Below are 24,340 nucleotides of genomic sequence, written 5' to 3'. Positions count from 1 at the left end.
CGATAGCTCTACGCCCGTAGATGCGATGCGTAGGAGGAGAACGTAAGCCCCGTCCCACACGGGGGCAAGACCATCGTCGTTAACCCGCAGAGTCGATCAAGTTTCACACCCGAGCGGTCGACATCGGGCGTTTCGGGTCTCACCAGGCTCTTGGCGGGCCCGTCAGGCGTCCGCGATTCCCGCCACTCTCAGGGCGTGGACGACATCGCGCTCACGGGCCACGGAGACCGCGCGGGCGGCGTCGACGAGCTGCGGGACGAGCCGGTGCGGGTCGGGCGCGGCGACCAGCACGGCGTCCTCCGGCGGACGGGCCTGCACGAAGGCGCTGAGCAGGGCTCTCGCCTCGTGGGCGCGGCCGGCCCCGCCCAGCGCGAGCACGGCGTCGGCGATCTCCTCGGCGGGGCGGGAGACCCCCTGGAGCAGAAGCTGTCGGCAGTCGTCGTCCCGGCCCGCCGTGGAGAGCGCGCCGGCCGCCGCGGCGAGCTGGGCGGGCGGCAGGAAGGCCGCCTCCCAGAGCAGCTCGGCCCAGTCGGCGCCGAGACCGGCGCGGTGCAGCTCGGCGGCGAGCAGGGGCAACTGCCCGGGAGGCCGGCCCGCGGCCTCGCAGAGCGCGACATGGGCCTCTCCGGTACGGCCGTCGGCGCGCAGCGCGATCAGGGTGGCGACCAGTTCGGCGGCGGCCCGCAGGTCCTCCGCGGAGTGCACGGGCTCCGGCGCGGGCGCGGACGGAGCGGGCTCGGCGGGTGCGCCGCCGAAGCGGGCACCCCGGGGGGTGGCGGGGGCGGCGGGCGGCGGCACGGGCAGCGCGGGGGCGGGCACGGCCTCGGTCTCCTCCTCGACCTCCAGCCCGGCGAACCGCGCGCCCCGGGGCTTGCGCCGGGGGGCGGACGCGCGCTTCTTCTCCTTCGCCTCCTTCGCGGTGGCCGGGGCCCGCACGGCGGACCCGGGCCGTCGGCCGTCCTCGGCCCACTGCGGAACGTCCTTGCCCCGGGGCACTCCTGACGAGCCGTCAGCGGCGGAGGCGGAGGCGGAGGCGGAGGCGGAGGCGGAGGCGTCGCGGCTCTCCGCCGGTCCGGTGGGCCCGCCATCGGCGCGGCCCGGGTCCGGCGCGGCCAGGGGGTCGAAGACCGAGGGCTCCTCGGCGCGGAACCAGCCCTCCGGGGCCAGCGGGCGCCCTGCCGGTACGGCGCGGCCCGGGGTGGTCAGGGCCGCCAGCCGGGCGCGCAGTTCGGCGCAGCGCGCGGTCGCGCGCCCGTGATCGTCACGGATCCAGGCCAGTTCATGGGTGAGTTCCCGTGTCTGCGGCGCGTCCGGCGGCGCCGTACGGAGCAGACGCGTCAGCTCCTCGGCCCGGCCCGCCGAGTACGCCTGCTCACGCAGCATGAGCTGGAGCCGCTCCGAGAGGGCCTCCGCGCCTCCGGACAGCCGGTCGTAGGCGGCGGCCGAGGCCGCGTGCAGCCGTCGTGCCCGTACGCCCTCGCGCGCCGCCTCCTCCCGGTCACGGCCCGCCGAGAAGTCCTGGAGCAGTGAGTCCACCACGTCCCAGGGCGGGATCTCGGTCCCGTCGAAACAGGCGCGCAGGCCGTCGGGATCACGCCGGAGGAAGACCCCGTACCAGCCGTCGTCCGGGTCGAGGAGCGACGTGAGGTCCCTTAAGTACCTCGCGAACGCCCCGATCTCCGCCGGGAGTTGATGCACCGCCATCGCTGCCCCGTCCCTGCCCTGGCCTGCCGAAGGGAACCTTTCGGTCCGCAGGCATTCGACCTCAGTCGTGTTACAGGACGGCTACGGACTGTTTTCCGGTACGGTGCGTCGCCCTTCTCCCCCGGAGGTTCAGGAGGTGACGGCGATACCGATCTGGGGACGCTTGCCGCGCCGGACGATCCGGGCCGGCCAGTCGATCACCCAGAACCGCCAGGTGTACTTGCGCGAGAGCATCTTCCGGATCCGGTCCGTGGCCGCCTCGTCGAGCAGCCGCGCCGTGCCCTCCACGATCGGCGCGCCCTCGGCGATCCGGCCGCGGAGGTCACACACCGCCACGGCGACACGGCCGTTGTTGCGGATCCGCTTGACCTTCCAGGAATCCGTCCGGGTCCAGATGAACATCTCGCCGCCCTCCACCGCGTGCCAGACGGGTGTGGCGACACCCGTACCGTCCTTGCGATAGGTGGTGAGGCTGACATAGCGGCTGTGGGCTAGCTCGTCCAGGGTCGTCACGGACGGGAGACTACGCGCTCGCGGGAGGGGCCCGGTAGCCCCTTCGACCGCTCCTCGACCACTGTTCGCGCGCCCGCCGCCGGGCCGACGCGCGGAAGCGGGGCCCGGCCGGGGTCGGACGGCCCTGGCAGGGCTCGGACCGGTACCCGGGGGGGCGGACCGGTACCCCCGGGGTCAGACCGGTACGAGGACGCAGCTCGCGGCGATCTCGTCCATCGACAGGCCCAGCGCGGCCGCCAGCGCCGCCACGGTGAAGAAGGCGGGGGTCGGGGCGCGGCCCGTCTCGATCTTCCGCAGCGTCTCGGCGGAGAGTCCGGCGACCGCCGCGACCTCCACCATGCTGCGCGCACCGCGCGCCTCGCGGAGCAGACGGCCGAGCCGCTCGCCGCGCTCGCGTTCCTGGGGGGTGAGTGGGCTCCGTACCATCTCGTCATTCTAATACCGCCACGCAAGCGTGCCCCAGCCGATGGCGACCGGTATAGTTATTGGAATGGTGGAGATCAAAACCGATGCGTCCCTGGACGCCATGCGAGCCGCCGGCCGGGTCGTCGCCCAGGCGCTGACGGCCGTACGCGAGGCGGCGGCCGTGGGAGTCACGCTGCGCGCCCTCGACGAGACCGCGCGCGCCGTGCTGCGCGAGGCCGGGGCCGGCTCGCCCTTCCTCGACTATCACCCCGACTGGGCGCCCACCCCCTTCCCCGCCGTCATCTGCGCCTCCGTCAACGACGCGATCGTGCACGGCATCCCCGACGCGTACCGGCTGCACGACGGTGATCTCGTGAGCGTCGACTGCGGCGCGGTGCTCGACGGCTGGGTGGGGGACGCGGCGGTCAGCTTCACGGTCGGCCGCGCGCGCCCCGACGACCTCCGGCTGATCGGCACGGCGAACGAGGCGCTGGAGGCGGGGATCGCGGCGGCCGTCGTCGGCAACCGCATCGGTGACATCGCCCACGCGATCGGCCGTGTCTGCCGTGCGGCCGGCTACGGCATCCCGGACGGCTTCGGCGGCCACGGGGTGGGCCGCTCGATGCACGAGGATCCGGGCGTGCCCAACGAGGGGCGCCCGGGGCGCGGTCTGCCGCTGCGCCACGGCATGGTGCTGGCGATCGAGCCGATGCTCATCGGCAGCGGCACGGACCGGCACTTCACCGCGCGGGACGGCTGGACGGTCCGCACCCTGGACTCCAGCCGGGCCTCCCATGTGGAGCACACGGTCGCGATCACCGACGACGGTCCGCGGATTCTCACGGCACTCTGAGCCTCGCCCCGCGGCCGGGTGGGCACCGCCGGCGGCCGTGGAACGCTCCCGGTCGCCGTGGAGACCCACGGCGACCGGAAAGGATCCGGCTCCGGCGCGGCAGGGACTACCGGCCGCCCGCCGGGCGTACCACCATCGCGGAGCCGCCGCCCCTGCGCACCTTCTCCGCCGCGGCCAGCCAGCGGCCGTCGGGCAGCCGCTGGACGCCGGTCGCCGCGCCGATCTCCGGGTTCTGGGTGAACACATGCCCCAGCGCCTCCAGTTGGGCGCGCACCGGACTGTCCCACAGACCCGGCTCCAGCTCCGTCGCCGCGCCGTTGCGCTGGCTGGCGCGGGGCGCCGCGATCGCGTCGACCAGGGGCAGACCACGGTCGAGGTGGCCCGTCAGGGTCTGGAGCACGGTGGTGATGATGGTCGCGCCGCCCGGGGAGCCGAGCGCGAGCACCGGACGGTCGTGCCGGTCGAGCACGATGGTCGGCGAGATGGACGACCGGGGCCGCTTGCCCGGACCGGGCAGGTTCGGGTCGTGGACCGCCGGGTTCGCCGGGGCGAAGGAGAAGTCCGTCAGCTCGTTGTTGAGCAGGAAGCCACGGCCGGGCACGGTGATCCCGCTGCCGCCCGTCGACTCGATCGTCAGTGTGTACGCGACGACGTTGCCCCACTTGTCCGCCGCCGTGAGATGCGTGGTGTTCTCGCCCTCGAAGGTCGTCGGCGCGGCGGTACCGCCGGACGCGCACGGCGTGGGACGGCTCGGGTCACCGGGCGCGAGCGGGCTCTTGAGGACGGCGTCGTCCTTGATCAGGCAGGCCCGTGAGTCCGCGAAGCGCTGGGACAGCAGTCCCTTCGTCGGTACGTCCTCGAAGGCCGGGTCACCGAGCCAGCGTCCCCGGTCCGCGAACGCGATCCGGCTCGCCTCGATGAAGCGGTGCAGATACCGGGCCTGGCTCGCCCGGGAAAGGTCGGTGCCCTCAAGGATGTTGAGCGCCTCGCCGACACTCGTGCCGCCGGAGGACGACGGCGCCATGCCGTACACGTCGAGACCGCGGTAGGAGACCTTCGTCGGGGCCTGCCGCTTCGTCCGGTACGCGGCCAGGTCCCGGGTGGTCAGATCGCCGGAGCGCACGACGCGGGTCGCGTCGGGGTCGACGGGGGGCTTGCGCACCGTACGGACGATGTCGTCGGCGAGGTCACCCCGGTAGAGCGCGGCGGTGCCCCTGCGCCCCAACTCCGCGTACGTACGGGCGAGATCGGGGTTCTTGAAGACCGATCCGACCACCGGCAGCTCTCCCCCGGGCAGGAAGAGCTCGGCGGAGGCGGGGAAGTCCGCGAACCGCGCCTGGTTGGACTGGGTCTGCGAGCGGAAGGTGGCGTCGACGGTGAAGCCGTTCTTCGCCAGCCGTTCCGCGGGCTTGAGAAGCCGCCCAAGGGACCTGCTCCCCCACGCGTCGAGCGCGGTGTCCCAGGTGGCGGGGGTCCCGGGGGTGCCGACACTCCGGCCGCTGGTCATGGCGTCCGCGAACGGGATCGGCTTGCCGTCCTCCAGGAAGAGGGAGCTGTCGGCCGACCGCGGCGCGGTCTCGCGGCCGTCGACGGTGTGCACCGTACGGGACTTGGCGTCGTAGTAGACGAAGTAGCCGCCACCGCCGATGCCGGCGGAGTACGGCTCGGTGACCCCGAGGGCGGCGGCGGTGGCCACAGCCGCGTCCACGGCGTTGCCGCCCTGCCTGAGCACCTCGATCCCGGCCGCCGACGCGTCCGCGTCCACACTCGCGACCGCTCCCCCGTACCCCGCCGCCACCGGTGTTTTCACCGGTGGCCTGGGTGTGGTGGTCGCCACCGACGACGGCAGTGCCGGGGCACATCCCGAGAGCGTGGCGAGGGCGACGGCGACAACCGATACATTCCGCGCGGCGGAGCGACGCATCCGTACCTCCAGTCAAGAACAGTCCGGGCAGCCTAACTTCAGCACGGCCGTCCCGTCAGGACCGTCCGGACAATGGTCACGTCCTGCCGATACGATGCGCGCCCATGAATGACGACATACGCACCCTCGTGCTCGGCGTGGTCGCAGTGGGCGTCGGCGCCTCCCTGGGCTGGATCGCCCGGACCTCTCTCTGGCGCCGCAGGCTCCGCCGTAGGCAGGCGTTCTTCGGGCTGCCCGGAAACTCGGAGTGCCTGCTCGTCGTCAATCGCGAGGCGGGCGGCGACAGCGTGGTCCACCGGTACGACGTCTTCGCGCTGCTGGAGCTGTCCGCCCTGATCAAGGACTGCGGCGCGCACGCCGAGATCGTCCAGCACGACACCGCGCGGCAGGGCTTCGGGGAGCGTACGGAGTTCTGCCTCGGCGGTCCGGCCTCGAACCGCCGTATGGGGGCGCATCTCACCTCGCTGCTGCCCGGGGTCGGGGTGAACACCGATCCCGAGCCCAAGTCCGACCGCGGCGCGTTCCGTATCGGCTCCGAGCACTATCGCGCGGAGCCCGGAGTGGCGGAGTACGTACTGCTGGCCCGGCTCACGGCCGGCGAAGGCGGCCGGCCGGTGTTCCTCTTCTGCGGCCAGCGCGCCATCACCAGCCAGGCCGCCTCCCGCTATCTGGCCCGTCACCACGAGAAGCTGGCCCGCACATACGGGGACAGCTCGTTCTGTCTGCTGCTGAAGGTGGTCAACTCACAGGCGTACGGCCCCGATGTGGTGGAGCTGGTCGCCGATGTGACCAGGGCGGCCCGGGAGCCGGTGCCCGTCGCCCCCGCCTCCCCCTCCGCCACGGACTGAGCACCACGGCAGAGGGCGCGGCGCGGAGAGAGCGGCACTCCCGTCCCCCCGGCTCCGCGACGCGGACCCGTCCCGTGCCGGGCGACCACCCGGCCGGCGCGCAGCTGACCTTCTTCCCGTCCGAGAAGTGATCTCCGGCTGCCGCCGGACGGGCCACTGCCCCTGAACTACCGCCCGCCCGGCAGTGGCGTCCCCGGTGCGGCCGGGGCTGCGCCCGCGGCCTCCGCTCCCGGTACGCGCCGCCGACGGCCTGCGAGCCAGTGGGCGAACCACGAGAGCAGCATGCACATCCCGATGTAGATCGGCGAAATCACCATCACCACGGGGATGAACGGCAAATCGTAGTCGAGATTCGACGCGATGAGTTTTCCGGCATGGAGGAACTCCTCATAGGTGATCAAATATCCCAGGGAGGTGTCCTTGAGAGCGACCACCAACTGGCTGATGATGGTGGGCAGCATGGCGCGGACCGCCTGCGGCACCAGCACATAGGTCATGACCTGCGTCTTGCGCATACCGAGCGCGTAGGCGGCCTCCCCCTGGCCGCGCTCCACCGAGTTGACTCCGGTGCGGAACACCTCGGCGAGCACGGAGCCGTTGTAGAGCGTGAGGCCCGCCACCAGCGCGGGCAGGGCCCGCACCTGGAGCGCCACGAAGATGAAGAAGATCATCACCAGCACCGGCATGGCGCGGAAGAACTCGACGAGCGCGGTGGCCGCCCACCGTACCGGCGGGTGCGCGGAGAGCCGGCCGCAGGCGAGCACCCCGCCGAGCGCGAGCGAGAGCACCGCGGCGCAGGCGAAGGCCGTGAGGGTGTGGGCGAGTCCGCGCAGCAGCAGGTCCTGGATGCCCTGGTACGCGAAGGGGCGCCACTTGGTGGCGGTGAACTGGCCGGTGGCGAAGAGCAGATGGACCACCCAGCCGAGCAGCACGGCGATCGCGGCCGCCGACACGATGCCGTACACCCGGTGCCGTGCGCGGGTCCTCGGCCCCGGGATGTCGTAGAGCGCCGTCGACTCGGCCACCGAGGGCGCCGCGCTCATGGCACGCACGACGCTCTGCGGGGCCGACGGGCCTGTCGTGCTCACCGGCTTCACCGGACGACCCCCCAGCGCCTCTCCAGCACGTTGAAGAGCGCGCTGATGGAGAGGGTGACGATCAGATAGCCGACGGCGATCCAGACGAAGGTCCAGACGATGCTGAAGCCCTTCTCGTTGAGCGTCCTGTAGGTGCCGAGCAGTTCGGTGACGCTGAACGCCCCCGCGATCGCGGAGTTCTTGGCGAGGGCGATCAGCGTGGAGCCGATGGGCGGAATGACCGTACGGAACGCCTGCGGCAGGATCACGGCGCCGAGTGTCTGGCCGAAGGTCATCCCGAGACCGCGGGCCGCCTCGCCCTGCCCCTTGGGCACGGTGTTGATGCCCGAGCGCAGCACCTCGCAGATGAACGCGGAGGTGTAGCAGCCGAGTGCGAGGACCGCGAAGAGCTGGAACGGCAGGACGAGCCCGAAGCGCGGCAGGCCCAGCAGGACGGCGAAGAAGAGCAGGGTCAGCGGGGTGTTGCGGAGGACATTGACCCATACGGCGCCCACGGCGCGCAGGGACCCTACGGGCGACACCCGGAAGGAGGCCATCAGGAACCCCAGGGCCAGCGCGAGCAGCGACGCGTAGACCGTCAGTTCGACCGTGCCGAGGAAGCCCTCGCCGTAGAGGGAGAAGTTCTCGGTGAGTACGTCCATGGCTCCCTCAGTTCGCCGGGTAGCGGTCGACGGGGGGCGCGGGCGTGGCCTTGCGGCCGGACAGGCCGAGGGTCGCGTCGTACGCCCTCTGCCAGTCGCCGTTCTTCTCCCGCGCCACGAGGGCGTCGTCGAGCGCGAATCTCAGGGCGTTGTCGTCGCGCGGGACGCCGATGCCGTACGGCTCCTTCGAGAAGGGCCTGCCGACCACCTTCAGCGCGTCGGGCGCCTTGGCCGCGTAGCCCAGCAGGATGGTGTCGTCGGTGGTGACGGCGTCGACCTGGAAGGTCAGCAGATTGTCCACACAGACCGAGTACGTGTCGTAGGCGACGAGTTCGGCGCGCGGGTAGTCGTCCTTGATCCGCTGGTACGGGGTGGAGCCGGCGGCCGAGCAGACGCGTCTGCCGTCGAGATCCCGGGGGCCCTCGATGCCGTGCTCGTCGGTGCGCACCAGGAGGGACTGGCCGGCCATGTAGTAGGGACCGGCGAAGCCGACGAGCTTCTTGCGTTTCGCATTGATGGTGTAGCTGCCGACGTACGTGTCGATCTGCCCGTTCTGGAGGGCTGTTTCGCGGTTCGCGGAGGCGATCGTACGGAAGCGGACCTCCTTCGGGCCGAAGCCGAGGGACGCCGCCGTCATCCTGGCGATCTCGATGTCGAAGCCGGAGTAGCGGCCGGTCGCGGGGTCCCTCTCGCCCAGATACGGCTGGTCCTCCTTGGCGCCGACGACGAGGTACCCGCGTTCTCTCGCCGCTGTCCAGGTGGGGGAGGCGGGGAGGCGGAAGGAGTGGTCCACGCGGTAGCGGGGCAGTGCGCCGGGGCTCGGGCCCTTGACGGGCGGGCTGCCCGGTCTGCCGCATCCGGCGCCGGACGCGGCGGCCAGGAGCACGATCGGGGCAAGCAGGAGCGCGGTGAGGACTCGTCTCGTACGGAAGGTCATACGCTGCCCCACCCCACTCCCGGCTGTGTCGAGGTCAGCGCAAACTATCCAGCCGGACAAGGGACTTCACAGACGACACGCACATGTGGGACATAAGCCGTATTTAACGCGAGCGGCACAGGCCGGTGGTAGCGCGGGCCGACGGCGGCGGTGCCGGCGGTCAGGCCTCCGCCGCCTCCGCGTACACCTGGGACAGCTCGGGGGCTCCGGTGACCGCCCAGTCGAGACCGGCCTCGACCACCTGGATCTCCCGCCCCGACGCCAGACGCACCACCGGATGGCCCCCCGGCCAGATGTGCCAGACCGCGCCGGGGACCGTACGGACGATCACCGTGCCGAGGTACAGGCCCGCGTCATTGCCCAGCCAGGGCAGCTCCTCCGGATCGTCACGCCAGCGCGGCGGGAGCTGGTCGAGCGCCTCCAACGAGGCCGGTGAGTCGTCCAGTTGCAGACCCTCCTGCCCCGCCCGGACACGGAGCAGTTCGCACTCGGAGAGCAGCTCGGCCACGCCCTCCGGCTCACCGCGGACGGCGGCGGCCAGCGAGGTGCCGCGATCACCGCCGTGCCGCTTGCGCCAGTTGTCCAGAAAAGGAATGTTCATACCGCTCAGAGTGCCATTCCCCCGCCCGCTCCACCATGGGGCACGCTGAACGGCGGATCCCGGCGGACGGGGACCCGCCAGGAACCCGACAGGGCTGTCGCGGACGTCCCGCCCGGCTCGCGACGCCCCACGGGCGGACGGCGCTCCTCCCGAAAGAGCCGGGAGGCCCTAGATGTCCACGACGACGGGCGCGTGGTCCGAGGCGCCCTTGCCCTTGCGCTCCTCGCGGTCGACATAGCTGTCCTTGACGGCCGCCGCGAACGGCGCGTTCCCGTACACCAGATCGATGCGCATGCCCCTGTTCTTGGGGAAGCCCAGCTCGCGGTAGTCCCAGTAGGTGAAGGGACGGTCGTACTTGAGGGGACGGGGCACCACGTCCGTGAGCCCCCCCTCGCGCAGCGCGGCGAGCGCGGCACGCTCGGCCGGGGTGACATGTGTGGCGCCCTCGAAGAGCGAGATGTCCCAGACGTCCTCGTCGGCCGGTGCGACATTGAAGTCACCGAGGACGGCGAACGGGCGCGGGCCCGCCGCGTCGTCGGCGACCGCCTTGCGCAGCGCGTCGAGCCAGCGCAGCTTGTACGCGTAGTGGTCGTGGCCGACCTCGCGGCCGTTGGGCACATAGACCGACCACAGACGGACCGGGCCGCAGGTCGCCGAGATCGCGCGCGGCTCCTCCACGCCCTCGTACGCGGGACCGCCGGGCAGGCCCTGGACGATGTCCGCCAGGCCGACGCGGGAGATCAGCGCGACGCCGTTCCACCGTCCGTTCGCGTTGACCGCGGACTCGTAGCCCAGCTCGCGGAGCTGGTCGGCGGGGAACTGCTCGGCGGTGCACTTGGTCTCCTGGACGCACAGCACATCCGTGCCGCTGCTCTCCAGCCAGGCCAGCAGCCGGGGCAGCCGAGCGGTGATCGAATTGACGTTCCAGGTCGCGATGCGCATGCCGACAGCCTATCGGCGGGGTCCGACAACCGGCGTCCCCCCAGGTCGGGGGGCGGGAGCCGGGCCGCTTACCGCCCCCGGTCGGTCACACCTCGGCGGAGTCGCCCGCGGCGAGCCTCGTGTGCTCGGCGCCGCCCAGCTCGGCGAGGGTGTCGTAGAGCGGCCTGGCCAGCTCGGCCAGCAGGGCGTCGTGGATGTCGAGCGTACGCCGCGGCTTGACCTCCCGTACGTAGTCGATCACCTCGGAGATCTTGTTCCAGGGCGCCTGCACGGGCAGCATCAGCGTCTCGACGGGCTCGTCCGGAACCGTCAGCGCGTCGCCGGGATGGAAGAGCGAGCCGTCCACGAGAAAGCCGACATTGGTGATCCGGGGAATGTCCGGATGGATCACGGCGTGCAGCTCACCGTGCACCCGCACATCGAAACCGGCCGCGGTGAAGGCGTCGCCGTGGCCGATGGTGCGGACCCGGCCGGGGAAGGCCGCCGAGACCTGCTCGGCGACGCTGCGCAGTGTCCACAGCTCGGCCGCCGGATTGGCCTCCAGGCCCGCGCGCAGCCGGCCCTCGTGGAAGTGGTCGGCATGCTCGTGCGTGACGAGGATGGCGTCCGCGCCCTCGGTGGCGTCCTCCTCGGTGTAGACGCCCGGATCGATGACCAGCGTGCGTCCGTCCTTCTCCAGCCGGACGCAGGAGTGCCTCTTCTTGATGAGCCTCACCGGTGACCGCCTCTTCTCTCGCGTCGCTCGCGTGGTCGGGTCCCGCGTGATCGGACCCCTCAAGCCCATCCTGCTACGCCTCGGGCGTCGTCTCCTCCTGGATCACGGTCCGCGCCACCCGGAACGCCGTGTTCGCCGCCGGAACGCCGCAGTAGACGGCCGAGTGGAGCAGCACCTCCTTGATCTCGGCCGGGGTGAGACCGTTGCGGAGCGCGGCCCGGGTGTGGAAGGCCAGCTCCTCCAGGTGTCCGCCCGCGACCAGCGCGGTCAGCGTGACCGCGCTGCGGGTGCGGCGGTCCAGTCCGTCCCTGGTCCACACCTCGCCCCAGGCGTAGCGGGTGACGAGCTCCTGGAAGTCGCCCGCGAAGTCGTCGGCGCCGGCCATCGCGCGGTCCACATGGGCGTCCCCGAGGACCTCCCTGCGCACCCGCATGCCCGCCTCGTACGGGTCGGGGCGCCCGGCGGACACGGCTTCCGGCTGCTCGGCGGGGGCGATCTCGGCGACCGGTCCCGCCGGCGCGGAGACCACGGGCTGGAGCAGCCGTTCGGGCAGCACGGTCAGACCGGTGGCGGTGTCGGACGGGTTGTACCAGGCCGTGGAGAAGTGGTGGACGAGCAGATCCGTGACGGCGGCGGGCTGCTCGACCGGCGCGAGATGGGAGGCGCCGGGCACCAGCGCGAGCCGGGCGTCCGGGATCCCCGCGACCAGGGTGCGGGCCTCGGCGGGTCCTGTCACCTTGTCCTCGGCGCCCACCAGGACCAGCGTCGGCACCGTGATACGGCCCAGCTCCGCGCGGATGTCGAAGGCGGCGAGCGCCTCACAGGCGGCTATGTAACAGCCGGGATCGGTGGTGCGGACCATCTGGACGGCCCATTCCACGATGGCGGGCTGGGCGGCGGCGAAGTGCGCGGTGAACCAGCGCTCGGGCGCGGTGCGGGCCATGGGGTCCAGACCGTTGGCCCGTACGATCACCCCGCGCTGGCGGAACTCGTCGGCCGTACCGAACCGGGGCGACGCGGCCACCACGGCGAGCGAGGCGATCCGGTCGGGGCGGCGCAGCGCCAGTTCGGCCCCGATGGCGCCGGCGATGGAGCAGCCCACATATCCGAAGCGCTGCACCCCGAGCCCGTCGAGCGTGGCCAGCAGCCGTTCCGCCAGTTCGGGAACGCTGCTCGCGGGGTGCGCGGGGGCGCCGCCGTGGCCGGGCAGGTCGAAGCGGATCACCCGCCACTGGCGCGCCAGTTCGGGGACCTGCCGGTCCCACATGTGCCAGGTGGTGCCCAGTGAGGGACCCAGGATCAGGACTGGGGCGTCTTCTCGCCCGTCGACGCGGTACTGGAGGGTCTTCGGTGGTGTCTCGCTCACCCGGCCGACCCTCTCATGTACCACGAAATCTCACATCGCCGGGGCCAGCCTGACGGCTCCCGTCCCTCGTACCACGACAGGTCCGGCACCGCCGGAACCCGCGAGGGTCCGGGTAGGTGTGCTCCGGCGGGTACCCGTGACCGTGCCGCCCGTGGGTCCTCCGGACGCGCGCCTTCTCCCGGTTTCCGCGCCCGGGAGTTTCCTCCTTGGTCACAGCCTTCACGCCATACGGCTGGGGACACGGGCCGGTCCTCCCGGCGCTTCGTGGTCCTGACGTCGGTGCGCGACGTATGCGAAGCGGCTCACGCCGGGGTCGGCTCGTGTCGAGGTCGAGTCGTGTCGGGGTCGGCTCGCGTCGAGGTCGGCTCGCGTCGAGGTCGATTCGTTTTCCTGACTCAATCTGCTAGCGTTCCTGCCACCGGTGACCCCCGTAACCGAATCAACCGAGGCAGGCGATGTCGGGCTCCGCCCGGCCGGGTCAGGCAGGAGCCTGGAATGACAACGCTGCACGACTTCGCGGAACTCGCCCGCTCACAGCAGGGCCTTGCCGTGGTGTCGACCTCGCGCGCCGACCGGAGCGTCCAGTCCTCGGTGGTCAATCTCGCGGTCATGAGCCATCCGACCGCGGGTGCGGACGTCGTGGCGTTCGTGACGTACGGCAAGGTCAAGCTCGCCAACCTCAGGGCGCGTCCCCTGCTCGCCGCGTCCGTGCGCTCCGGGTGGAACTGGGCCACGGTGGAGGGAACGGCCGAGATCATCGGACCCGACGACCCGCATCCGGCGTTCGACACGGACAGCACGCGCCTGCTCCTGCGGGAGATCTTCACCGCGGCGGGCGGCACCCACGAGGACTGGGACGAATACGACAGGGTCATGGCCACCGACCGTCGCGCGGCTGTTCTGGTACGGCCCGAACGGATCTACGGAATCATCTGATCACGATCGACGGGATCACCGTCAGCCCACCGCGGGCGCGGGAGTGACATGCCGCTCACCCCACACACGCAACGCGATCAGAACAGGCGCGAGGTCCCGGCCGGCCGCGGTGAGCACATACTCGTCCCGCGGCGGGCGGTCGCAGTACCGCCGGCGTTCGATGACCCCCGCCTCTTCGAGCTTGCGCAGCCGCAGCGCGAGAGTCTCCCGCGGCGCACCGGTGTTGACCTGGATGTCCTTGAACCGGTGGACACCGAAACCCAGCTCCCGAAGAACGAGCAGGCTCCAGCGCTCCCCGACGACGTCGAGCGCGTCAGCGATGGAACAGACCCGGGGAGCCCCGAGATTGGTCGATTCGCATTTCTGACTCACGGTGTTATCGTAACCCGCATAGTGAGTTCGAAAAGCGAACTCACTGGCGCGATCGCGCCTCGCGTGACCCTTCAGCCGACAGGGAGCAGCGAAACCATGTCCTCCATCCTGATCACCGGCGCCTCCAGGGGCATCGGTCGAGCCACCGCCGTCGAACTGGCCAAGCGCGGCCACCGCGTGATCGCCACCGCACGCGATCCGCGCACCCTGGACGGCCTCGACGTCGACCTGCGGCTGCGCCTGGACGTGACCGATCAGGCCGACGTCGACGCCGCGATCGCACAGGCCGGCGAGATCGATACGTTCATCTCGAACGCCGGCGCCATCTTCGCCGCGACGGTCGAGGCCAGCCCGACCGCCGAGATCGAACGCCTCTACGCCCAGAACACCGTCGGGGCGATCCGCGTCGCCCAGGCCGTCCTCCCGCAGCTGCGCCGACGCCGCGAGGGCCGGCTGCTGTTCGTCTCCAGCATCGCCGGGCGGACCGTACTGCCGGGCAACGCCGCCTACAGCGCCTCGAAATGGGCTCTTGAGGCCTTCGCGGAGACTCTGGCCGTCGAGCTCGCCGGTTTCGGCGTCGACGTCACTCTCGCCGAGCCCGGCCCGGTCAGCTCCGGCGCTCTGGACGGCATGCTCTCCTACAGCCTGCCCGACGACCCGTACGCGGCCCTGTTCGCCGGGGGTGGGATCCCCGCCGAGATGATGAGCAGCCCCGAGCAGGTCGCCGCGGCCCTGGCGGATCTCGTGGAGCAGCCCACCGTTCCGCTGCGGGTACCGATCGGACCCGTGGCCGCGCACGTCCTCGCCGCCCGCGACACCGCCCCCTACGACCAGCCCTTCCTGCCCTCCTGACCGTGCCGGCCTCCCCCCGGACCGCTCTGCGTGCCGGGTGCCTCGACCGGCGGGTTCCGGTGAGCCGCGGGCCGGTGCCCGATGCCGCTGTGGCGGGTCAGCGGACCTGGTAGCGGGTGAGCATGCCTTCGTCCATGTGGTCGTCGACATGGCAGTGGTAGAGCCAGATACCGCGGTTGTCGGGGAGCATGTCCGCGGTGACCATGGTCGCGGGCAGCAGGTTGATGACATCGGTGCGCTGTGCGGCTACCTCGACGGTGTTGCCGTGCCAGTGCGGTGTGTGCTGGTCCTGCTCGCTGCCCATGGCGAAGGCGTACCAGCGCACCCGCTCGCCCTTGGCCATGGTCATGGCGGTGTGGGTGTTGTCGGTGCCTGAGGGCCCGTTGCCCCACAGGAAGCCGTTGATGGAGGACTTCGTGTTGCTGTCCTGGAAGTCCGCGTCGCCGAGGTCGAGACGCTGTCCGGGGGCGAACCGGGCGAGGTTGCGCCGGAGGTAGGGGCTGTCGTTCTCGTTGAACAGCGTGAAGAACGTGAAGAACTCGCGGTCCACGTCGGCCGGTCCGCCGTCCTCCCTGGCCGCCCCCCGCCGGGTGATCACCAGCGGGCCGACCAGACCGGCCTGGGTACCGGGGACACCCATGTCCACGGCGTGGTCGTGGTAGAGCCAGACCAGGGAGGAGGGGTCGTCGGGGCCGGGACCGGCCCGCTCGGGCACCTGCCAGGTATAGGTGTAGGTCGCGCCGGGAGCGATGGCGTCGTCGGCCTTGTCCGCCCCGGAGGTGCCGTCATCGCCCGGAGTGCCCTCGTTGGCCTTGGTGTAGAAGACACCGTGCGGGTGCACCGACACCGGGAAGATGGCGTTGTTCTTGAACACCACCCGGATGGTGTCCCCGACCTCGGCCCGGATCACCGGTCCGAGAATGCCCAGATGCGCCTCGTGCGCCGGCCGCGCGGCCAGGGTCGTGAAGGAGTCGTCGGTGTACCGGCGGTACTGCGCCTTCTCGTACCGGGGGCCGAGCCGGCCACGACCGGCGCGCGTCCACTTCTGTTCCTGGGCGCTGAACGCGGCCCCGGAGATGAGGTTCCGGCCCTGCGGCACATAGTTCCAGGTGACCGTGTCCGCCGCGACATAGTACGTACGCACACGATCGCGCGGGACGGGAGCGAGAGCACCCTTCGAGCTCGCACAGCCCGCCGCGGCCGGTGTCACCGCCAGCGCCGCGCCCCAGGTCAGCACACGCCGCCTCGTCGTCGCGTCTCCCACCGGGCCTGTCACCACGTCAACGACCCTTCCACGGGGACCGCCACCACCGGCAACGGTCCGTAGCCGCAGGTGACTTCGCCTGCCCCGACGGTCACCTGCGACGATCGTAAGCGGGCGCGCGGCGGACCGCCTCCGCTCCGCGTCGAGGCGTTCGCCGGGCAGGGCCGCCGGGATGCCCGGCGGGTACGGCGTCAGCGTTTCGGCACTGATCCGGCCCGCCGCCTCCGTCCACGGCACCTGCTCGGTGGGGCCGAAGGCCGGGCGGTTACGGAGGCGATCGGCTGCGAGCCTCGAATGGCGCCGTGTCGGACGCGGTTCGTCGGGTACCCGACGAACCGTCGCTTCTCCAGCGGCGAGTGAGAGGAAAGGAGTGGCCATGTCGACCATCGAGGAGTCCGTCGAGGTCGCCGTACCCGTGAGCACGGCGTACAACCAGTGGACGCAGTTCGAGGAGTTCCCGCGGTTCATGGACGGGGTCGAGCGGATCGAACAGCGCACCCCCACCCTGACGCACTGGATCACGAAGGTGGACGGGGTGAGCCGGGAGTTCGACGCGAAGATCACCGAGCAGAGCCCCGACGAGCGGGTGGCGTGGACCACCGTCGAGGGGGAGGTCCGCCAGGCCGGCGTCGTCACCTTCCACCGTCTGGACGACACCCGTACGAAGGTCATGCTCCAGCTCGAACACGACCCGCAGGGCATCGCCGACACCGTCGGCGACAAGCTCGGCTTCGTCCGCCGTCAGGCCAAGGGGGACCTGAAGAACTTCAAGGAGTTCATCGAGTCCCGCGGCGCCGAGACCGGTGCCTGGCGCGGCCGGGCCTGACCCGCACGGCTCGCGCGTGCGGGCCCGGCGCCTCCGCGCCGCCCCCGCGCCGAAGAGCAGAGGATCCCCGGCGGCGTGATCGTGAGGATCACGTCGCCCGGGATCCCTGGGGATCACGTCGTCCGGGATCCGCGGCTCGGACCCGCGCCTGTATGTGGTGTTCGGCCCCTCCCCCGACCCGTCCCGGACCAGGCGTTACCGCTCCGGGCGCCCTCCCTGTCCGACGAGCCGGCCGGCGCGGGTCCGAGGGCACGTCAGGGACCGGAAGGCGGGCCCGAGGAGGGCGTGCGGGGTCAGGGGGTGGTGGTGGAGACCACGAACACCCGGGGAAAGCCCGGCTCCGTCAGATCCACGACCACGTCCTGGCTGGGTCTGGGGGCCTTCTGCCGGTGGCTGGTGCCCGCCCAGTCGTGCCCGGGGAGGCCGAAGTTCCAGCCGACGGTCGCCAGGTCGCGCGCCCCGATCGTGATGTCGCCGTCCTTCAGCGCGGATCTGCTGGTCCCCATGTCGGTCAGGAACCTGTCGAGCTGGGTGGAGTCGACGTCGAACTGCACGTACAGCCGGCTGGTCTTCCAGTTGCTCGTCTCGAAGTACCGCACGCGCGTGGCCCCGCTGGGAATGGGCACCTCGAAGATCCGCCGCTTCATCTTGGACGGGCGCAGATGCTGGAGCCCGGTGGCGGAGGACTCGGCCTCCTTGTCCCGGCCGCTCTCCCGGCTCTGCCCGGCGGAGATCACCAGATAGCCGGCCGGGATGCCGATGAGCAGCACGATCACGACGGCCGTCAGCCACCGGCGGCGGTTGCGGTGGCGCCGGTCCTCCGGCGGCTTCCCGGTCTCGTCCGTGGCCGGCAACGGTCGTGACAGCGTCATGACGGTGGTTCCTGGCTCGTACGGGAGGTGCGGATGGCCTGGGCATAGCGCTCGTACCGCTCATGGCGCTCGACCCGGCGGCGATTGGCGCGGCGGAAGCGTCGGGCCACCAGCCGGGAGAGATCGGCGGCCCCGACCATGCCCGCCTCGGGGCCGAGCTGGGCCTTGACGATCCTGGCCTCGGGGCGGTAGCCGCGGCCGGTGAGATGGCGGCGGAAGGCGTCACGGGCCGGACCGATCAGCAGATCGTCGGCGGCGCTGACCCCGCCGCCGATGACGAAGCAGGAGGGGTCGAGCGCGGCGGCCAGATTGGCGATGCCGACGCCGAGCCACTGGCCGATGTCCTGGAACAGCTCGACGCACATGGCGTCGCCCTCGCGGGCCAGCTCGGTGATCAGCGGTCCGGTGATCTCGTGGACGTTGCCCTTGACCCGGTCGATGATGCTGTACGCGACCGGGGAGTCGGCGGCGGCCAGCTCCCTGGCCTCCCGTACGAGCGCGTTGCCCGAGCTGTACTGCTCCCAGCAGCCGCGGTTGCCGCACGGGCAGCGGTGGCCGCCGGGCACGACCTGCATATGGCCGAACTCCCCGGCGACCCCGAACTTGCCGCGCTTGACGCGGCCGTCCTCCAGGATGGCGCCGCCGATACCGGTACCGAGCGTGATCATGACGAGATGGTCCTCGCCGCGCCCCGCGCCGAAGCGCCACTCCGCCCAGGCGGCGGTGTTGGCGTCGTTGTCGACCATCACGGGGACGGCGAGCCGGGCGGAGAGCGCGTCCCTGAGGGGTTCGTCGCGCCAGGCGAGATGCGGGGCGAACAGCACCTTCGAGCGGTCGGCGTCGACCCAGCCGGCCGCGCCGATCCCGACGGCGTGCACATCGTGGCGGTCGGACAGGTCGAGGACCAGCTCCACGATGGTGTCCTCGACGACCCGGGGGCTCTTGGACTTGTCTGGGGTCTCGGTGCGGACCTTCTCCAGGATGTTGCCGTCGGGGTCGACGACCCCGGCCATCACCTTCGTCCCGCCGATGTCGATACCGACGGTCGGGACCCTGGGCGCGGTGAGCAGCGAACGGCGCTCACGGGTGCCGGCGGTCCGCAGGACCGTGGCGCGGGCGGAGCCGCGGTGGGACGCGAAGTCGCGGTAGGTGCTCATCGGCCGGACTCCCTCGTACGCGTCGGCTCAGGCCTGCCGTGCCGGGTGAGACGGCCAGGCCGCGGTTCGGGTGCTCGCACGAGTCGTGTCGTCCCTGGGATCGGGGGCCGGCGGCCCGGGTGGGCAGCGGCGGCGGACGGTGTCCGCCCTGGCAGATTGTGCCATCCGGGGCGGGTGGGGGCGGGTGAGGTGGCCCGTGCGGCCCGGCGGGGGCGGCACGGGGCAGCACGTCGGTACGGCGGCCGGTACGGACCGGGGTGGCCCGTCACCGGGGCCGAGGGGGGAGACCGGCCGGCCGGCTGCCCTTCGCGGGACCGGGCGCGGACGCGCGAAGGGCCGCCGGACCGGACCGGCGAAGGACCGGAACGGACCGTCGCCGGACCAGGACCGGACCGGCTCCTGAGCGGCTTCGGGGTGGGGCCGGAGGGCGGTCAGGGGGTGTCGCCGGTGGCGCGCTCCAGTTCATGGCTCAGCTCCTCCAGCTCGGAACCGCCCGCCATCTCCCGCGTCAGCTCGTCGAGAGTGATCGAGTCCTTGGTATGGCTTCCCGACATGACTCCGCGCTTGAGCATGATGAACCGGTCTCCCACCAGAAAGGCGTGGTGCGGGTTGTGCGTGATGAGCACCACCCCGAGTCCGGCGTCACGTGCGGCAGCCACATATTTGAGCACCACACCCGACTGCTTCACGCCCAGCGCCGCGGTCGGCTCGTCCAGGACCAAGACCTTCGCGCCGAAGTGGACGGCGCGGGCGATGGCGACACACTGGCGCTCACCGCCGGACAGGGTGCCGATCGGCTGGTCGACATCGCGCAGATCGATGCCCATCCGCAGCAGCGCGGCCCGGGTCGTCTCGCGCATCAGCCCGACATCGAGCCGTTTGAAGGGTCCGCTGCCCCTGGTGGGCTCGGAACCGAGGAAGAAGTTCCGCCAGACCGGCATCAGCGGGACGACGGCGAGGTCCTGGTAGACCGTGGCGATACCCCGGTCCAGGGCCTCGCGCGGGGAGTTCAGCACGGTCTTCTCCCCGTCGATCAGGAAGTCGCCCGCGTCGTGCCGGTGCAGCCCGGCGATGATCTTGATCAGGGTGGACTTCCCCGCGCCGTTGTCGCCGAGCACACAGCTGATCCCGCCCGCGCGCACCTCCAGCGAGACGCCTTCCAGGGCCCGGATATTGCCGTAGTACTTACTGACGTTGACCAGCTCGACCAGTGCGCCGTCCGCCGTCATCGTGTCGCCTCCGCACGCTTGCGCACCCACGCGTTGAGCAGGGTGGCCAGAAGGAGCATCGCTCCGAGGAAGAACTTGAACCAGTCCGGGTTCCACTCCGCGTAGACGATGCCCTTGCTGGTCATGCCGAAGATGAACGCGCCGACCGCGGAACCGACCGCCGAGCCGTAGCCACCGGTGATCAGACAGCCGCCGATGACGGCCGCGATGATGTAGATCAGCTCGTTGCCGACGCCCTCGCCGGACTGGACGACGTCGAACGAGAACAGCAGATGCTGTCCGGAGACCCAGGCGCAGAAGGCCACGCCCATGTACAGCCCGATCCTGGTCCTGGCGACCGGTACGCCGACGGCGCGGGCGGCCTCGGCGTTGCCGCCGACCGCGAAGATCCAGTTGCCGAAGCGGGTCCGCAGCAGGATCCAGGTCGCCACCGCCACCAGCGCGGCCCACCACAGGATGGTGACCTTGAGATCGACATCGCCGAGGGTGAGCTGGGAGGCGAAGAGCTTCCTGGCGGAGGGGAAGCCCTCCATGTCGCCGATGGTCTTGGTCGAGACCGTGCCGCTGATCAGCTTGGTCAGTCCGAGATTGAGGCCGGTGAGCATCAGGAAGGTGCCCAGCGTGATGATGAAGCTCGGCAGCTTCGTCCGGGTGAGCATCACCCCGTTGAACGCCCCGAGGGCCAGCGTGACCAGCAGCGACACCCCGACGCCCACCCAGACGTTCGCCGTCATCTGATAGCTGAACATCGAGGAGACCAGCGCGGAGCTGGTGACCATCACACCCGCGGAGAGGTCGAACTCACCGCCGATCATCAGCAGCGCCACCGGAACCGCCATGATCCCGATCGTGGAGGCCGCGTAGAGGACGGTGCCGAGGCTGGACGCCTGGAGGAAGGAGTCCGCGACGACCGAGAAGAAGAGGAAGACGGCGATCGCGCCGACGACCGCGCCCAGCTCGGGCCGGCCGAGCAGCGTACGCAGCGGCGAGACACGGAGCAGACGCTCGTCGCCGCCCCCGGTCCCGCGCGGGCCGTCCGGCCGGTCGTTCACGGGCGGTGCGGTCGCGGTCATCGGGTGCCCCGCTTCGTGTACGCGGCCAGCGCCCCGGCGTCCTTCTCCGTGATGATCTGCGGTCCGGTCAGGACCGGGAGGCCGCCGCCGAGCACATCGGCGTTGTAGCGGTAGAGCCAGAGCAGGTCCACGGCCTCGTACCCCTGGAGGTACGGCTGCTGGTCGACGGCGAAGCCGAGTGTTCCGGCCGTGAGCGCGGAGGCGACCTTGGCGTTCAGGTCGAAGGTGTCGATCTCCGCCTCGCTGTTCGCGGTCTCCTTCGCCTTGACGGCGGCGTCCGCGAAGGGGGCGCCGAGGGTGACCACGGCGTCGATGCTCCGGTCGCTCTGGAGCTTCGCCTCGATGGACGCCTGGACGTCCGGCATGTTCGTACCGTCGACATAGAGGTTCTGGAGCTGACCGCCGAAGGTCTTCTTGGCTCCCGCGCACCGCTGCTCATGGCCGACGTTGCCCTGTTCGTGGATGACGCAGAGCGCCTTCTTCCTGTCGCGCCGGTCGAGTTCGTCGCCGACGGCCTCGCCGGCTATGGACTCGTCCTGGCCGATATGGCTGAGCGCGCCGAACTGCTTGGACTGCTCGGCCCCGGAGTTCACGGTGATCACCGGGATACCGGCCTTGACGGCCTTGGCGACGACGTCCTTCATGGCGTCGGGCTTGGCGAGGGTGACGACCAGCCCGTCGACCTTCTTGTCGATGTAGGACTGGACGAGCTGGGCCTGCTGCTGGCCCTCGTCGCTGTGCGCGTAGAGGAAGTCGATGTTGTCCTTGACGGCCGCCTGCTTGGCGCCGCTCTGGACGATGTCCCAGAAGGTGTCGCCGTCACCGGAGTGGGTGACCATCGCGACGGTCCACTTCGGGGTGTCCACCGCGGCCCGTCCCTGGGCCGCGGCCCGCTGGGCCCGTTCCTCGGCGCGCTTGCCGCCCGTGCTGCTGCATCCGGCGAGGGCCGAGACCCCGAGCACTGCCGCCACCACCGCGCTCAGCGCGCGTACCCCTGTCCGAACCGTTGCCACGACGCCGTGCCCTTCTTGCTGAAGTCCTCGGTACGGCCGGGAAGCGTACGGATCCGGCCCGGCCGTACCGAGTATCGGTCATGTCCGTTCGCCGGGTGGTCATCGGGTGGCCCCCCGGTCGTCCCACCGGGTACCACACGGGTGCACCGCTCCCGGCCGCCGTTGCGGCTGGGGGGAAGTTCTAGCCCCGTCGCGCGGCCCCGTCAAGGGTTTGTCCGTACATCCTTACGAAGAGACAGGGGCGGAGGGACCGTCGGCGGAGGGGTCTACGACCGTACGAGGAGCTGGAACTCGAAGGCGTACCGGGACGCCCGGTAGATGTGCGAGCCGAACTCCACGGCCCGTCCGGTGTCGTCGAACGTGGTGCGTTCCATCGTGAGCAGCGGGGCACCCGTGGGCTCGGCCAGCAGCCCGCCCTCCTCGGCCGTGGCCGCCCGTGCCCCGACCGTCTGCCGGGCGCTGTGCAGGGTGATCCCGGCGGAACGCATCATCCGGTAGAGCCCGGTGGCTTCGAGACGCCCGGTGTCGCACTCGATGAGACCGAACGGAAGATGGTTGCGCAGACACGCCATCGGTTCGTCGTGCGCGTACCGCAGCCGCTCGACGACCTGGACGTCCGCGCCCTCCGCGACCCCCAGCGCGGCGGCGACCGCGGCGGTGGCCGGCTCGACCGTGTTGCGCAGCACCCGGGTGGCCGGGCGCTGGCCCGCCGCCTCCAGATCGTCGTAGAGACTGCTCAGTTCCAGCGGGCGCTTGACCTGGCTGTGCACGACCTGGGTGCCGACGCCCCTGCGGCGCACCAGCAGGCCCTTGTCGACCAGGGACTGGATGGCCTGGCGCACGGTGGGACGGGAGAGCCCGAGCCGTCCGGCGAGTTCGATCTCGTTGCCCAGCAGACTGCCGGGGGCCAGTCTGCCCCGCTCGATCGCCACCTCCAACTGCTGCGCGAGCTGGTAGTAGAGCGGGACGGGGCTGGTGCGGTCGACGCTGAGCTGGAGCGGCAGATCCCGCTCCGTCCCCGGTCCGGGCGGTTCCTGTCCCGCTTGGGCTGATCTCGGCTGATGGGGCACGGCCCGAGCGTAGTCGCACCGATTGTTGACGGGAAGCCGTGAAGTTCGATTGTCAGGACAAATGCTTGACATGGCGAGCGGCGTACGGCCACCTTGGGGCCATGCGCATCGGACTCATCGGCACGGGCCGTATCGGCACTTTTCACGCGGACGTGCTCAGCCGCCATCGCGAGGTCGGCTCCCTGGTCGTCGCGGACACCGACTCGGCACGGGTGGCCCAGGTCGCCGACCGTACGGGATCGACCGCCGCCCCCTCCGTCGACGAGATCTTCAGCTGGGGCGTGGACGCCGTGGTGATCGCCTCGGCCACCTCGTCCCACGCCGATCTGATCAGCCGCGCGGCCCGCGCCGGGCTGCCCGCCTTCTGCGAGAAGCCGATCGCCCTCGATCTGGCCGGCACGCTCGGTGCGCTGCGCGAGGTGGAGGCGGCGGGCACGGCGCTCCAGCTCGGTTTCATGCGCCGCTTCGACGCGGGCTACACCGCGGCGCGCGAGCTCGTGCGGTCGGGCCGGCTCGGCCGGCTGCACACCGTACGGGCGATCACCTCCGACCCCGCGCCGCCGCCCGCCGCGTATCTGCCGCTCTCCGGCGGTCTGTACCGCGACTGTCTGGTGCATGACTTCGACATCCTGCGCTGGGTCACCGGACGCGAGGTGGTGGAGGTGTACGCGACCGGTTCGGACGCCGGCCCCGGGATGTTCCGGGAGGCGGGGGACATCGACACCGCGGCGGCGGTGCTCACCCTGGACGACGGGACGCTCGCCACCGCGACAGCCACCCGGTGCAACGGCGCGGGCTATGACGTGCGGATGGAACTGGCCGGTGAGCACGACCAGTTCGCCGTCGGCCTGGACGACCGTACGCCGATCACCTCGACCGAGCCCAAGGGCCCGCCGCCCTGCGACAACCCGTGGCCGGGCTTTCTGGAGCGGTTCGCCCCGGCGTACGAGGCGGAGCTGGACGCCTTCCTCAAGGTGGTCAACGGCGAGCTGGAGAATCCCTGCGACGGCAGGGAGGCGCTCCACGCGCTGCGGATCGCGGAGGCGTGCGAGCTGTCCCGGCGGGAGCACCGGCCGGTCGCGCTGGCGGAGATCCCCGCCGGCTGAGCGGGGATCACGGCAGACCGCACA

The 24,340-nt window shown here is 71.3% G+C and carries 25 protein-coding genes and 1 pseudogene; 6 read left to right on the top strand and 20 right to left on the bottom strand.

The window, feature by feature from the left end; all coding sequences use genetic code 11:
- Window positions 1-162 precede the first annotated feature (162 nt).
- The 3 genes from ACFYYH_RS00505 to ACFYYH_RS00495 all read right to left on the bottom strand — a co-directional run bounded on the left by ACFYYH_RS00505 (window position 163) and on the right by ACFYYH_RS00495 (window position 2,643).
- Complete coding sequence (locus ACFYYH_RS00505; protein WP_388543881.1) at window positions 163-1,704, bottom strand: hypothetical protein; 1,542 nt, start codon at window positions 1,702-1,704, stop codon at window positions 163-165.
- Window positions 1,705-1,833: 129 nt separating this feature from the next.
- Window positions 1,834-2,217: a PPOX class F420-dependent oxidoreductase gene (locus ACFYYH_RS00500; protein ID WP_388543878.1), complete on the bottom strand. Its 384-nt coding sequence runs from the start codon at window positions 2,215-2,217 to the stop codon at window positions 1,834-1,836.
- Between the two features lie 174 nt (window positions 2,218-2,391).
- Entirely contained in the window at window positions 2,392-2,643 is a 252-nt protein-coding gene (locus ACFYYH_RS00495; protein ID WP_365901696.1) for a helix-turn-helix transcriptional regulator, read from the bottom strand.
- Window positions 2,644-2,707: 64 nt separating this feature from the next.
- Here ACFYYH_RS00495 and map point away from each other — a divergent pair, with 64 nt between their 5' ends.
- On the top strand, window positions 2,708-3,475 hold the full coding sequence (gene map, locus ACFYYH_RS00490) for a type I methionyl aminopeptidase (RefSeq protein ID WP_388543875.1): 768 nt from the start codon (window positions 2,708-2,710) through the stop codon (window positions 3,473-3,475).
- 106 nt (window positions 3,476-3,581) lie between these two features.
- Here map and ggt read toward each other — a convergent pair whose 3' ends face one another.
- Entirely contained in the window at window positions 3,582-5,399 is a 1,818-nt protein-coding gene (gene ggt / locus ACFYYH_RS00485) for a gamma-glutamyltransferase (protein WP_388543872.1), read from the bottom strand.
- 104 nt (window positions 5,400-5,503) lie between these two features.
- On the opposite strand from ggt, the gene ACFYYH_RS00480 reads away from it, so the two are divergent.
- Entirely contained in the window at window positions 5,504-6,247 is a 744-nt protein-coding gene (locus tag ACFYYH_RS00480; RefSeq protein ID WP_388543869.1) for a hypothetical protein, read from the top strand.
- Between the two features lie 167 nt (window positions 6,248-6,414).
- On the opposite strand, the gene ACFYYH_RS00475 is transcribed toward ACFYYH_RS00480, so the two are convergent.
- From ACFYYH_RS00475 to pcaC, 7 genes are all read right to left on the bottom strand, one after another.
- On the bottom strand, window positions 6,415-7,290 hold the full coding sequence (locus ACFYYH_RS00475; RefSeq protein WP_388545234.1) for an amino acid ABC transporter permease: 876 nt from the start codon (window positions 7,288-7,290) through the stop codon (window positions 6,415-6,417).
- A 50-nt stretch (window positions 7,291-7,340) separates the two neighbouring features.
- Window positions 7,341-7,985 (bottom strand): amino acid ABC transporter permease, encoded by a 645-nt coding sequence (locus tag ACFYYH_RS00470; RefSeq protein WP_388543866.1) that lies wholly within the window; start codon window positions 7,983-7,985, stop codon window positions 7,341-7,343.
- Window positions 7,986-7,992: 7 nt separating this feature from the next.
- Complete coding sequence (locus ACFYYH_RS00465; protein WP_388543863.1) at window positions 7,993-8,922, bottom strand: glutamate ABC transporter substrate-binding protein; 930 nt, start codon at window positions 8,920-8,922, stop codon at window positions 7,993-7,995.
- A 160-nt stretch (window positions 8,923-9,082) separates the two neighbouring features.
- On the bottom strand, window positions 9,083-9,523 hold the full coding sequence (locus tag ACFYYH_RS00460) for a DUF6278 family protein (RefSeq protein ID WP_388543861.1): 441 nt from the start codon (window positions 9,521-9,523) through the stop codon (window positions 9,083-9,085).
- Window positions 9,524-9,691: 168 nt separating this feature from the next.
- Entirely contained in the window at window positions 9,692-10,465 is a 774-nt protein-coding gene (locus tag ACFYYH_RS00455; RefSeq protein WP_388543858.1) for an exodeoxyribonuclease III, read from the bottom strand.
- 85 nt (window positions 10,466-10,550) lie between these two features.
- On the bottom strand, window positions 10,551-11,180 hold the full coding sequence (locus tag ACFYYH_RS00450) for an MBL fold metallo-hydrolase (RefSeq protein ID WP_388543855.1): 630 nt from the start codon (window positions 11,178-11,180) through the stop codon (window positions 10,551-10,553).
- 73 nt (window positions 11,181-11,253) lie between these two features.
- Complete coding sequence (gene pcaC / locus ACFYYH_RS00445) at window positions 11,254-12,546, bottom strand: 4-carboxymuconolactone decarboxylase (RefSeq protein ID WP_388543852.1); 1,293 nt, start codon at window positions 12,544-12,546, stop codon at window positions 11,254-11,256.
- A gap of 495 nt (window positions 12,547-13,041) precedes the next feature.
- On the opposite strand from pcaC, the gene ACFYYH_RS00440 reads away from it, so the two are divergent.
- A complete protein-coding gene (locus ACFYYH_RS00440) occupies window positions 13,042-13,482 on the top strand; it encodes a TIGR03618 family F420-dependent PPOX class oxidoreductase (protein WP_388543849.1) in 441 nt (146 codons plus the stop codon).
- Between the two features lie 21 nt (window positions 13,483-13,503).
- Here the strand turns inward: ACFYYH_RS00440 and ACFYYH_RS00435 are convergent, their stop codons facing one another.
- The gene (locus tag ACFYYH_RS00435) at window positions 13,504-13,854 is read right to left on the bottom strand and encodes a winged helix-turn-helix transcriptional regulator (protein ID WP_388543846.1); all 351 of its coding nucleotides are present in this window, start codon (window positions 13,852-13,854) and stop codon (window positions 13,504-13,506) included.
- 96 nt (window positions 13,855-13,950) lie between these two features.
- Between ACFYYH_RS00435 and ACFYYH_RS00430 the strand changes: the two genes are divergently transcribed.
- Window positions 13,951-14,706, top strand: coding sequence for an SDR family NAD(P)-dependent oxidoreductase (locus ACFYYH_RS00430; protein ID WP_388543843.1), 756 nt, complete (start codon window positions 13,951-13,953; stop codon window positions 14,704-14,706).
- Window positions 14,707-14,803: 97 nt separating this feature from the next.
- Here ACFYYH_RS00430 and ACFYYH_RS00425 read toward each other — a convergent pair whose 3' ends face one another.
- Together ACFYYH_RS00425 and ACFYYH_RS00420 are read right to left on the bottom strand one after the other, a co-directional pair.
- Complete coding sequence (locus ACFYYH_RS00425) at window positions 14,804-15,970, bottom strand: multicopper oxidase domain-containing protein (RefSeq protein WP_388545232.1); 1,167 nt, start codon at window positions 15,968-15,970, stop codon at window positions 14,804-14,806.
- A 138-nt stretch (window positions 15,971-16,108) separates the two neighbouring features.
- Window positions 16,109-16,225: pseudogene (locus ACFYYH_RS00420) on the bottom strand (hypothetical protein); the annotation flags it as partial.
- Between the two features lie 121 nt (window positions 16,226-16,346).
- On the opposite strand from ACFYYH_RS00420, the gene ACFYYH_RS00415 reads away from it, so the two are divergent.
- Window positions 16,347-16,796: an SRPBCC family protein gene (locus ACFYYH_RS00415; protein ID WP_388543840.1), complete on the top strand. Its 450-nt coding sequence runs from the start codon at window positions 16,347-16,349 to the stop codon at window positions 16,794-16,796.
- A gap of 293 nt (window positions 16,797-17,089) precedes the next feature.
- Here ACFYYH_RS00415 and ACFYYH_RS00410 read toward each other — a convergent pair whose 3' ends face one another.
- The 6 genes from ACFYYH_RS00410 to ACFYYH_RS00385 form a co-directional block, all read right to left on the bottom strand.
- Window positions 17,090-17,668, bottom strand: coding sequence for a hypothetical protein (locus tag ACFYYH_RS00410; RefSeq protein WP_388543838.1), 579 nt, complete (start codon window positions 17,666-17,668; stop codon window positions 17,090-17,092).
- A complete protein-coding gene (locus ACFYYH_RS00405) occupies window positions 17,665-18,825 on the bottom strand; it encodes an ROK family glucokinase (RefSeq protein WP_388543835.1) in 1,161 nt (386 codons plus the stop codon). Before ACFYYH_RS00405 ends, ACFYYH_RS00410 begins: the two co-directional genes overlap by 4 nt.
- 431 nt (window positions 18,826-19,256) lie before the next feature.
- On the bottom strand, window positions 19,257-20,054 hold the full coding sequence (locus tag ACFYYH_RS00400) for an ATP-binding cassette domain-containing protein (RefSeq protein ID WP_388543833.1): 798 nt from the start codon (window positions 20,052-20,054) through the stop codon (window positions 19,257-19,259).
- On the bottom strand, window positions 20,051-21,127 hold the full coding sequence (locus ACFYYH_RS00395; RefSeq protein WP_388543830.1) for an ABC transporter permease: 1,077 nt from the start codon (window positions 21,125-21,127) through the stop codon (window positions 20,051-20,053). The genes ACFYYH_RS00400 and ACFYYH_RS00395 overlap by 4 nt, the downstream gene beginning before the upstream one ends.
- Window positions 21,124-22,140, bottom strand: a complete 1,017-nt coding sequence (locus ACFYYH_RS00390) for a sugar ABC transporter substrate-binding protein (RefSeq protein ID WP_388543827.1) — start codon at window positions 22,138-22,140, stop codon at window positions 21,124-21,126. The genes ACFYYH_RS00395 and ACFYYH_RS00390 overlap by 4 nt, the downstream gene beginning before the upstream one ends.
- Before the next feature lie 266 nt (window positions 22,141-22,406).
- Window positions 22,407-23,144 (bottom strand): GntR family transcriptional regulator, encoded by a 738-nt coding sequence (locus ACFYYH_RS00385; RefSeq protein WP_388545229.1) that lies wholly within the window; start codon window positions 23,142-23,144, stop codon window positions 22,407-22,409.
- A 167-nt stretch (window positions 23,145-23,311) separates the two neighbouring features.
- Here ACFYYH_RS00385 and ACFYYH_RS00380 point away from each other — a divergent pair, with 167 nt between their 5' ends.
- Window positions 23,312-24,316: a Gfo/Idh/MocA family oxidoreductase gene (locus ACFYYH_RS00380; RefSeq protein WP_388543825.1), complete on the top strand. Its 1,005-nt coding sequence runs from the start codon at window positions 23,312-23,314 to the stop codon at window positions 24,314-24,316.
- Window positions 24,317-24,340 lie beyond the last annotated feature (24 nt).

The sequence above is a fragment of the Streptomyces sp. NPDC002018 genome (assembly GCF_042890865.1).
Classification (GTDB): domain Bacteria; phylum Actinomycetota; class Actinomycetes; order Streptomycetales; family Streptomycetaceae; genus Streptomyces.
Note: the sequence above shows the minus strand (reverse complement) of the source record. Positions and strands in the feature narration are given on the sequence as shown.

Coding starts and splice junctions, on each gene's coding strand:
- ACFYYH_RS00460 (WP_388543861.1), bottom strand. CDS start 9,523: ATGAACATTCCTTTTCTGGACAACTGGCGCAAGCGGCACGGCGGTGAT.
- ACFYYH_RS00465 (WP_388543863.1), bottom strand. CDS start 8,922: ATGACCTTCCGTACGAGACGAGTCCTCACCGCGCTCCTGCTTGCCCCG.
- ACFYYH_RS00440 (WP_388543849.1), top strand. CDS start 13,042: ATGACAACGCTGCACGACTTCGCGGAACTCGCCCGCTCACAGCAGGGC.
- map (WP_388543875.1), top strand. CDS start 2,708: ATGGTGGAGATCAAAACCGATGCGTCCCTGGACGCCATGCGAGCCGCC.
- ACFYYH_RS00405 (WP_388543835.1), bottom strand. CDS start 18,825: ATGAGCACCTACCGCGACTTCGCGTCCCACCGCGGCTCCGCCCGCGCC.
- ACFYYH_RS00505 (WP_388543881.1), bottom strand. CDS start 1,704: ATGGCGGTGCATCAACTCCCGGCGGAGATCGGGGCGTTCGCGAGGTAC.
- ACFYYH_RS00380 (WP_388543825.1), top strand. CDS start 23,312: ATGCGCATCGGACTCATCGGCACGGGCCGTATCGGCACTTTTCACGCG.
- ACFYYH_RS00455 (WP_388543858.1), bottom strand. CDS start 10,465: ATGCGCATCGCGACCTGGAACGTCAATTCGATCACCGCTCGGCTGCCC.
- ACFYYH_RS00430 (WP_388543843.1), top strand. CDS start 13,951: ATGTCCTCCATCCTGATCACCGGCGCCTCCAGGGGCATCGGTCGAGCC.
- ggt (WP_388543872.1), bottom strand. CDS start 5,399: ATGCGTCGCTCCGCCGCGCGGAATGTATCGGTTGTCGCCGTCGCCCTC.
- ACFYYH_RS00470 (WP_388543866.1), bottom strand. CDS start 7,985: ATGGACGTACTCACCGAGAACTTCTCCCTCTACGGCGAGGGCTTCCTC.
- ACFYYH_RS00400 (WP_388543833.1), bottom strand. CDS start 20,054: ATGACGGCGGACGGCGCACTGGTCGAGCTGGTCAACGTCAGTAAGTAC.
- ACFYYH_RS00475 (WP_388545234.1), bottom strand. CDS start 7,290: ATGAGCGCGGCGCCCTCGGTGGCCGAGTCGACGGCGCTCTACGACATC.
- ACFYYH_RS00395 (WP_388543830.1), bottom strand. CDS start 21,127: ATGACCGCGACCGCACCGCCCGTGAACGACCGGCCGGACGGCCCGCGC.
- ACFYYH_RS00480 (WP_388543869.1), top strand. CDS start 5,504: ATGAATGACGACATACGCACCCTCGTGCTCGGCGTGGTCGCAGTGGGC.
- ACFYYH_RS00415 (WP_388543840.1), top strand. CDS start 16,347: ATGTCGACCATCGAGGAGTCCGTCGAGGTCGCCGTACCCGTGAGCACG.
- ACFYYH_RS00495 (WP_365901696.1), bottom strand. CDS start 2,643: ATGGTACGGAGCCCACTCACCCCCCAGGAACGCGAGCGCGGCGAGCGG.
- ACFYYH_RS00410 (WP_388543838.1), bottom strand. CDS start 17,668: ATGACGCTGTCACGACCGTTGCCGGCCACGGACGAGACCGGGAAGCCG.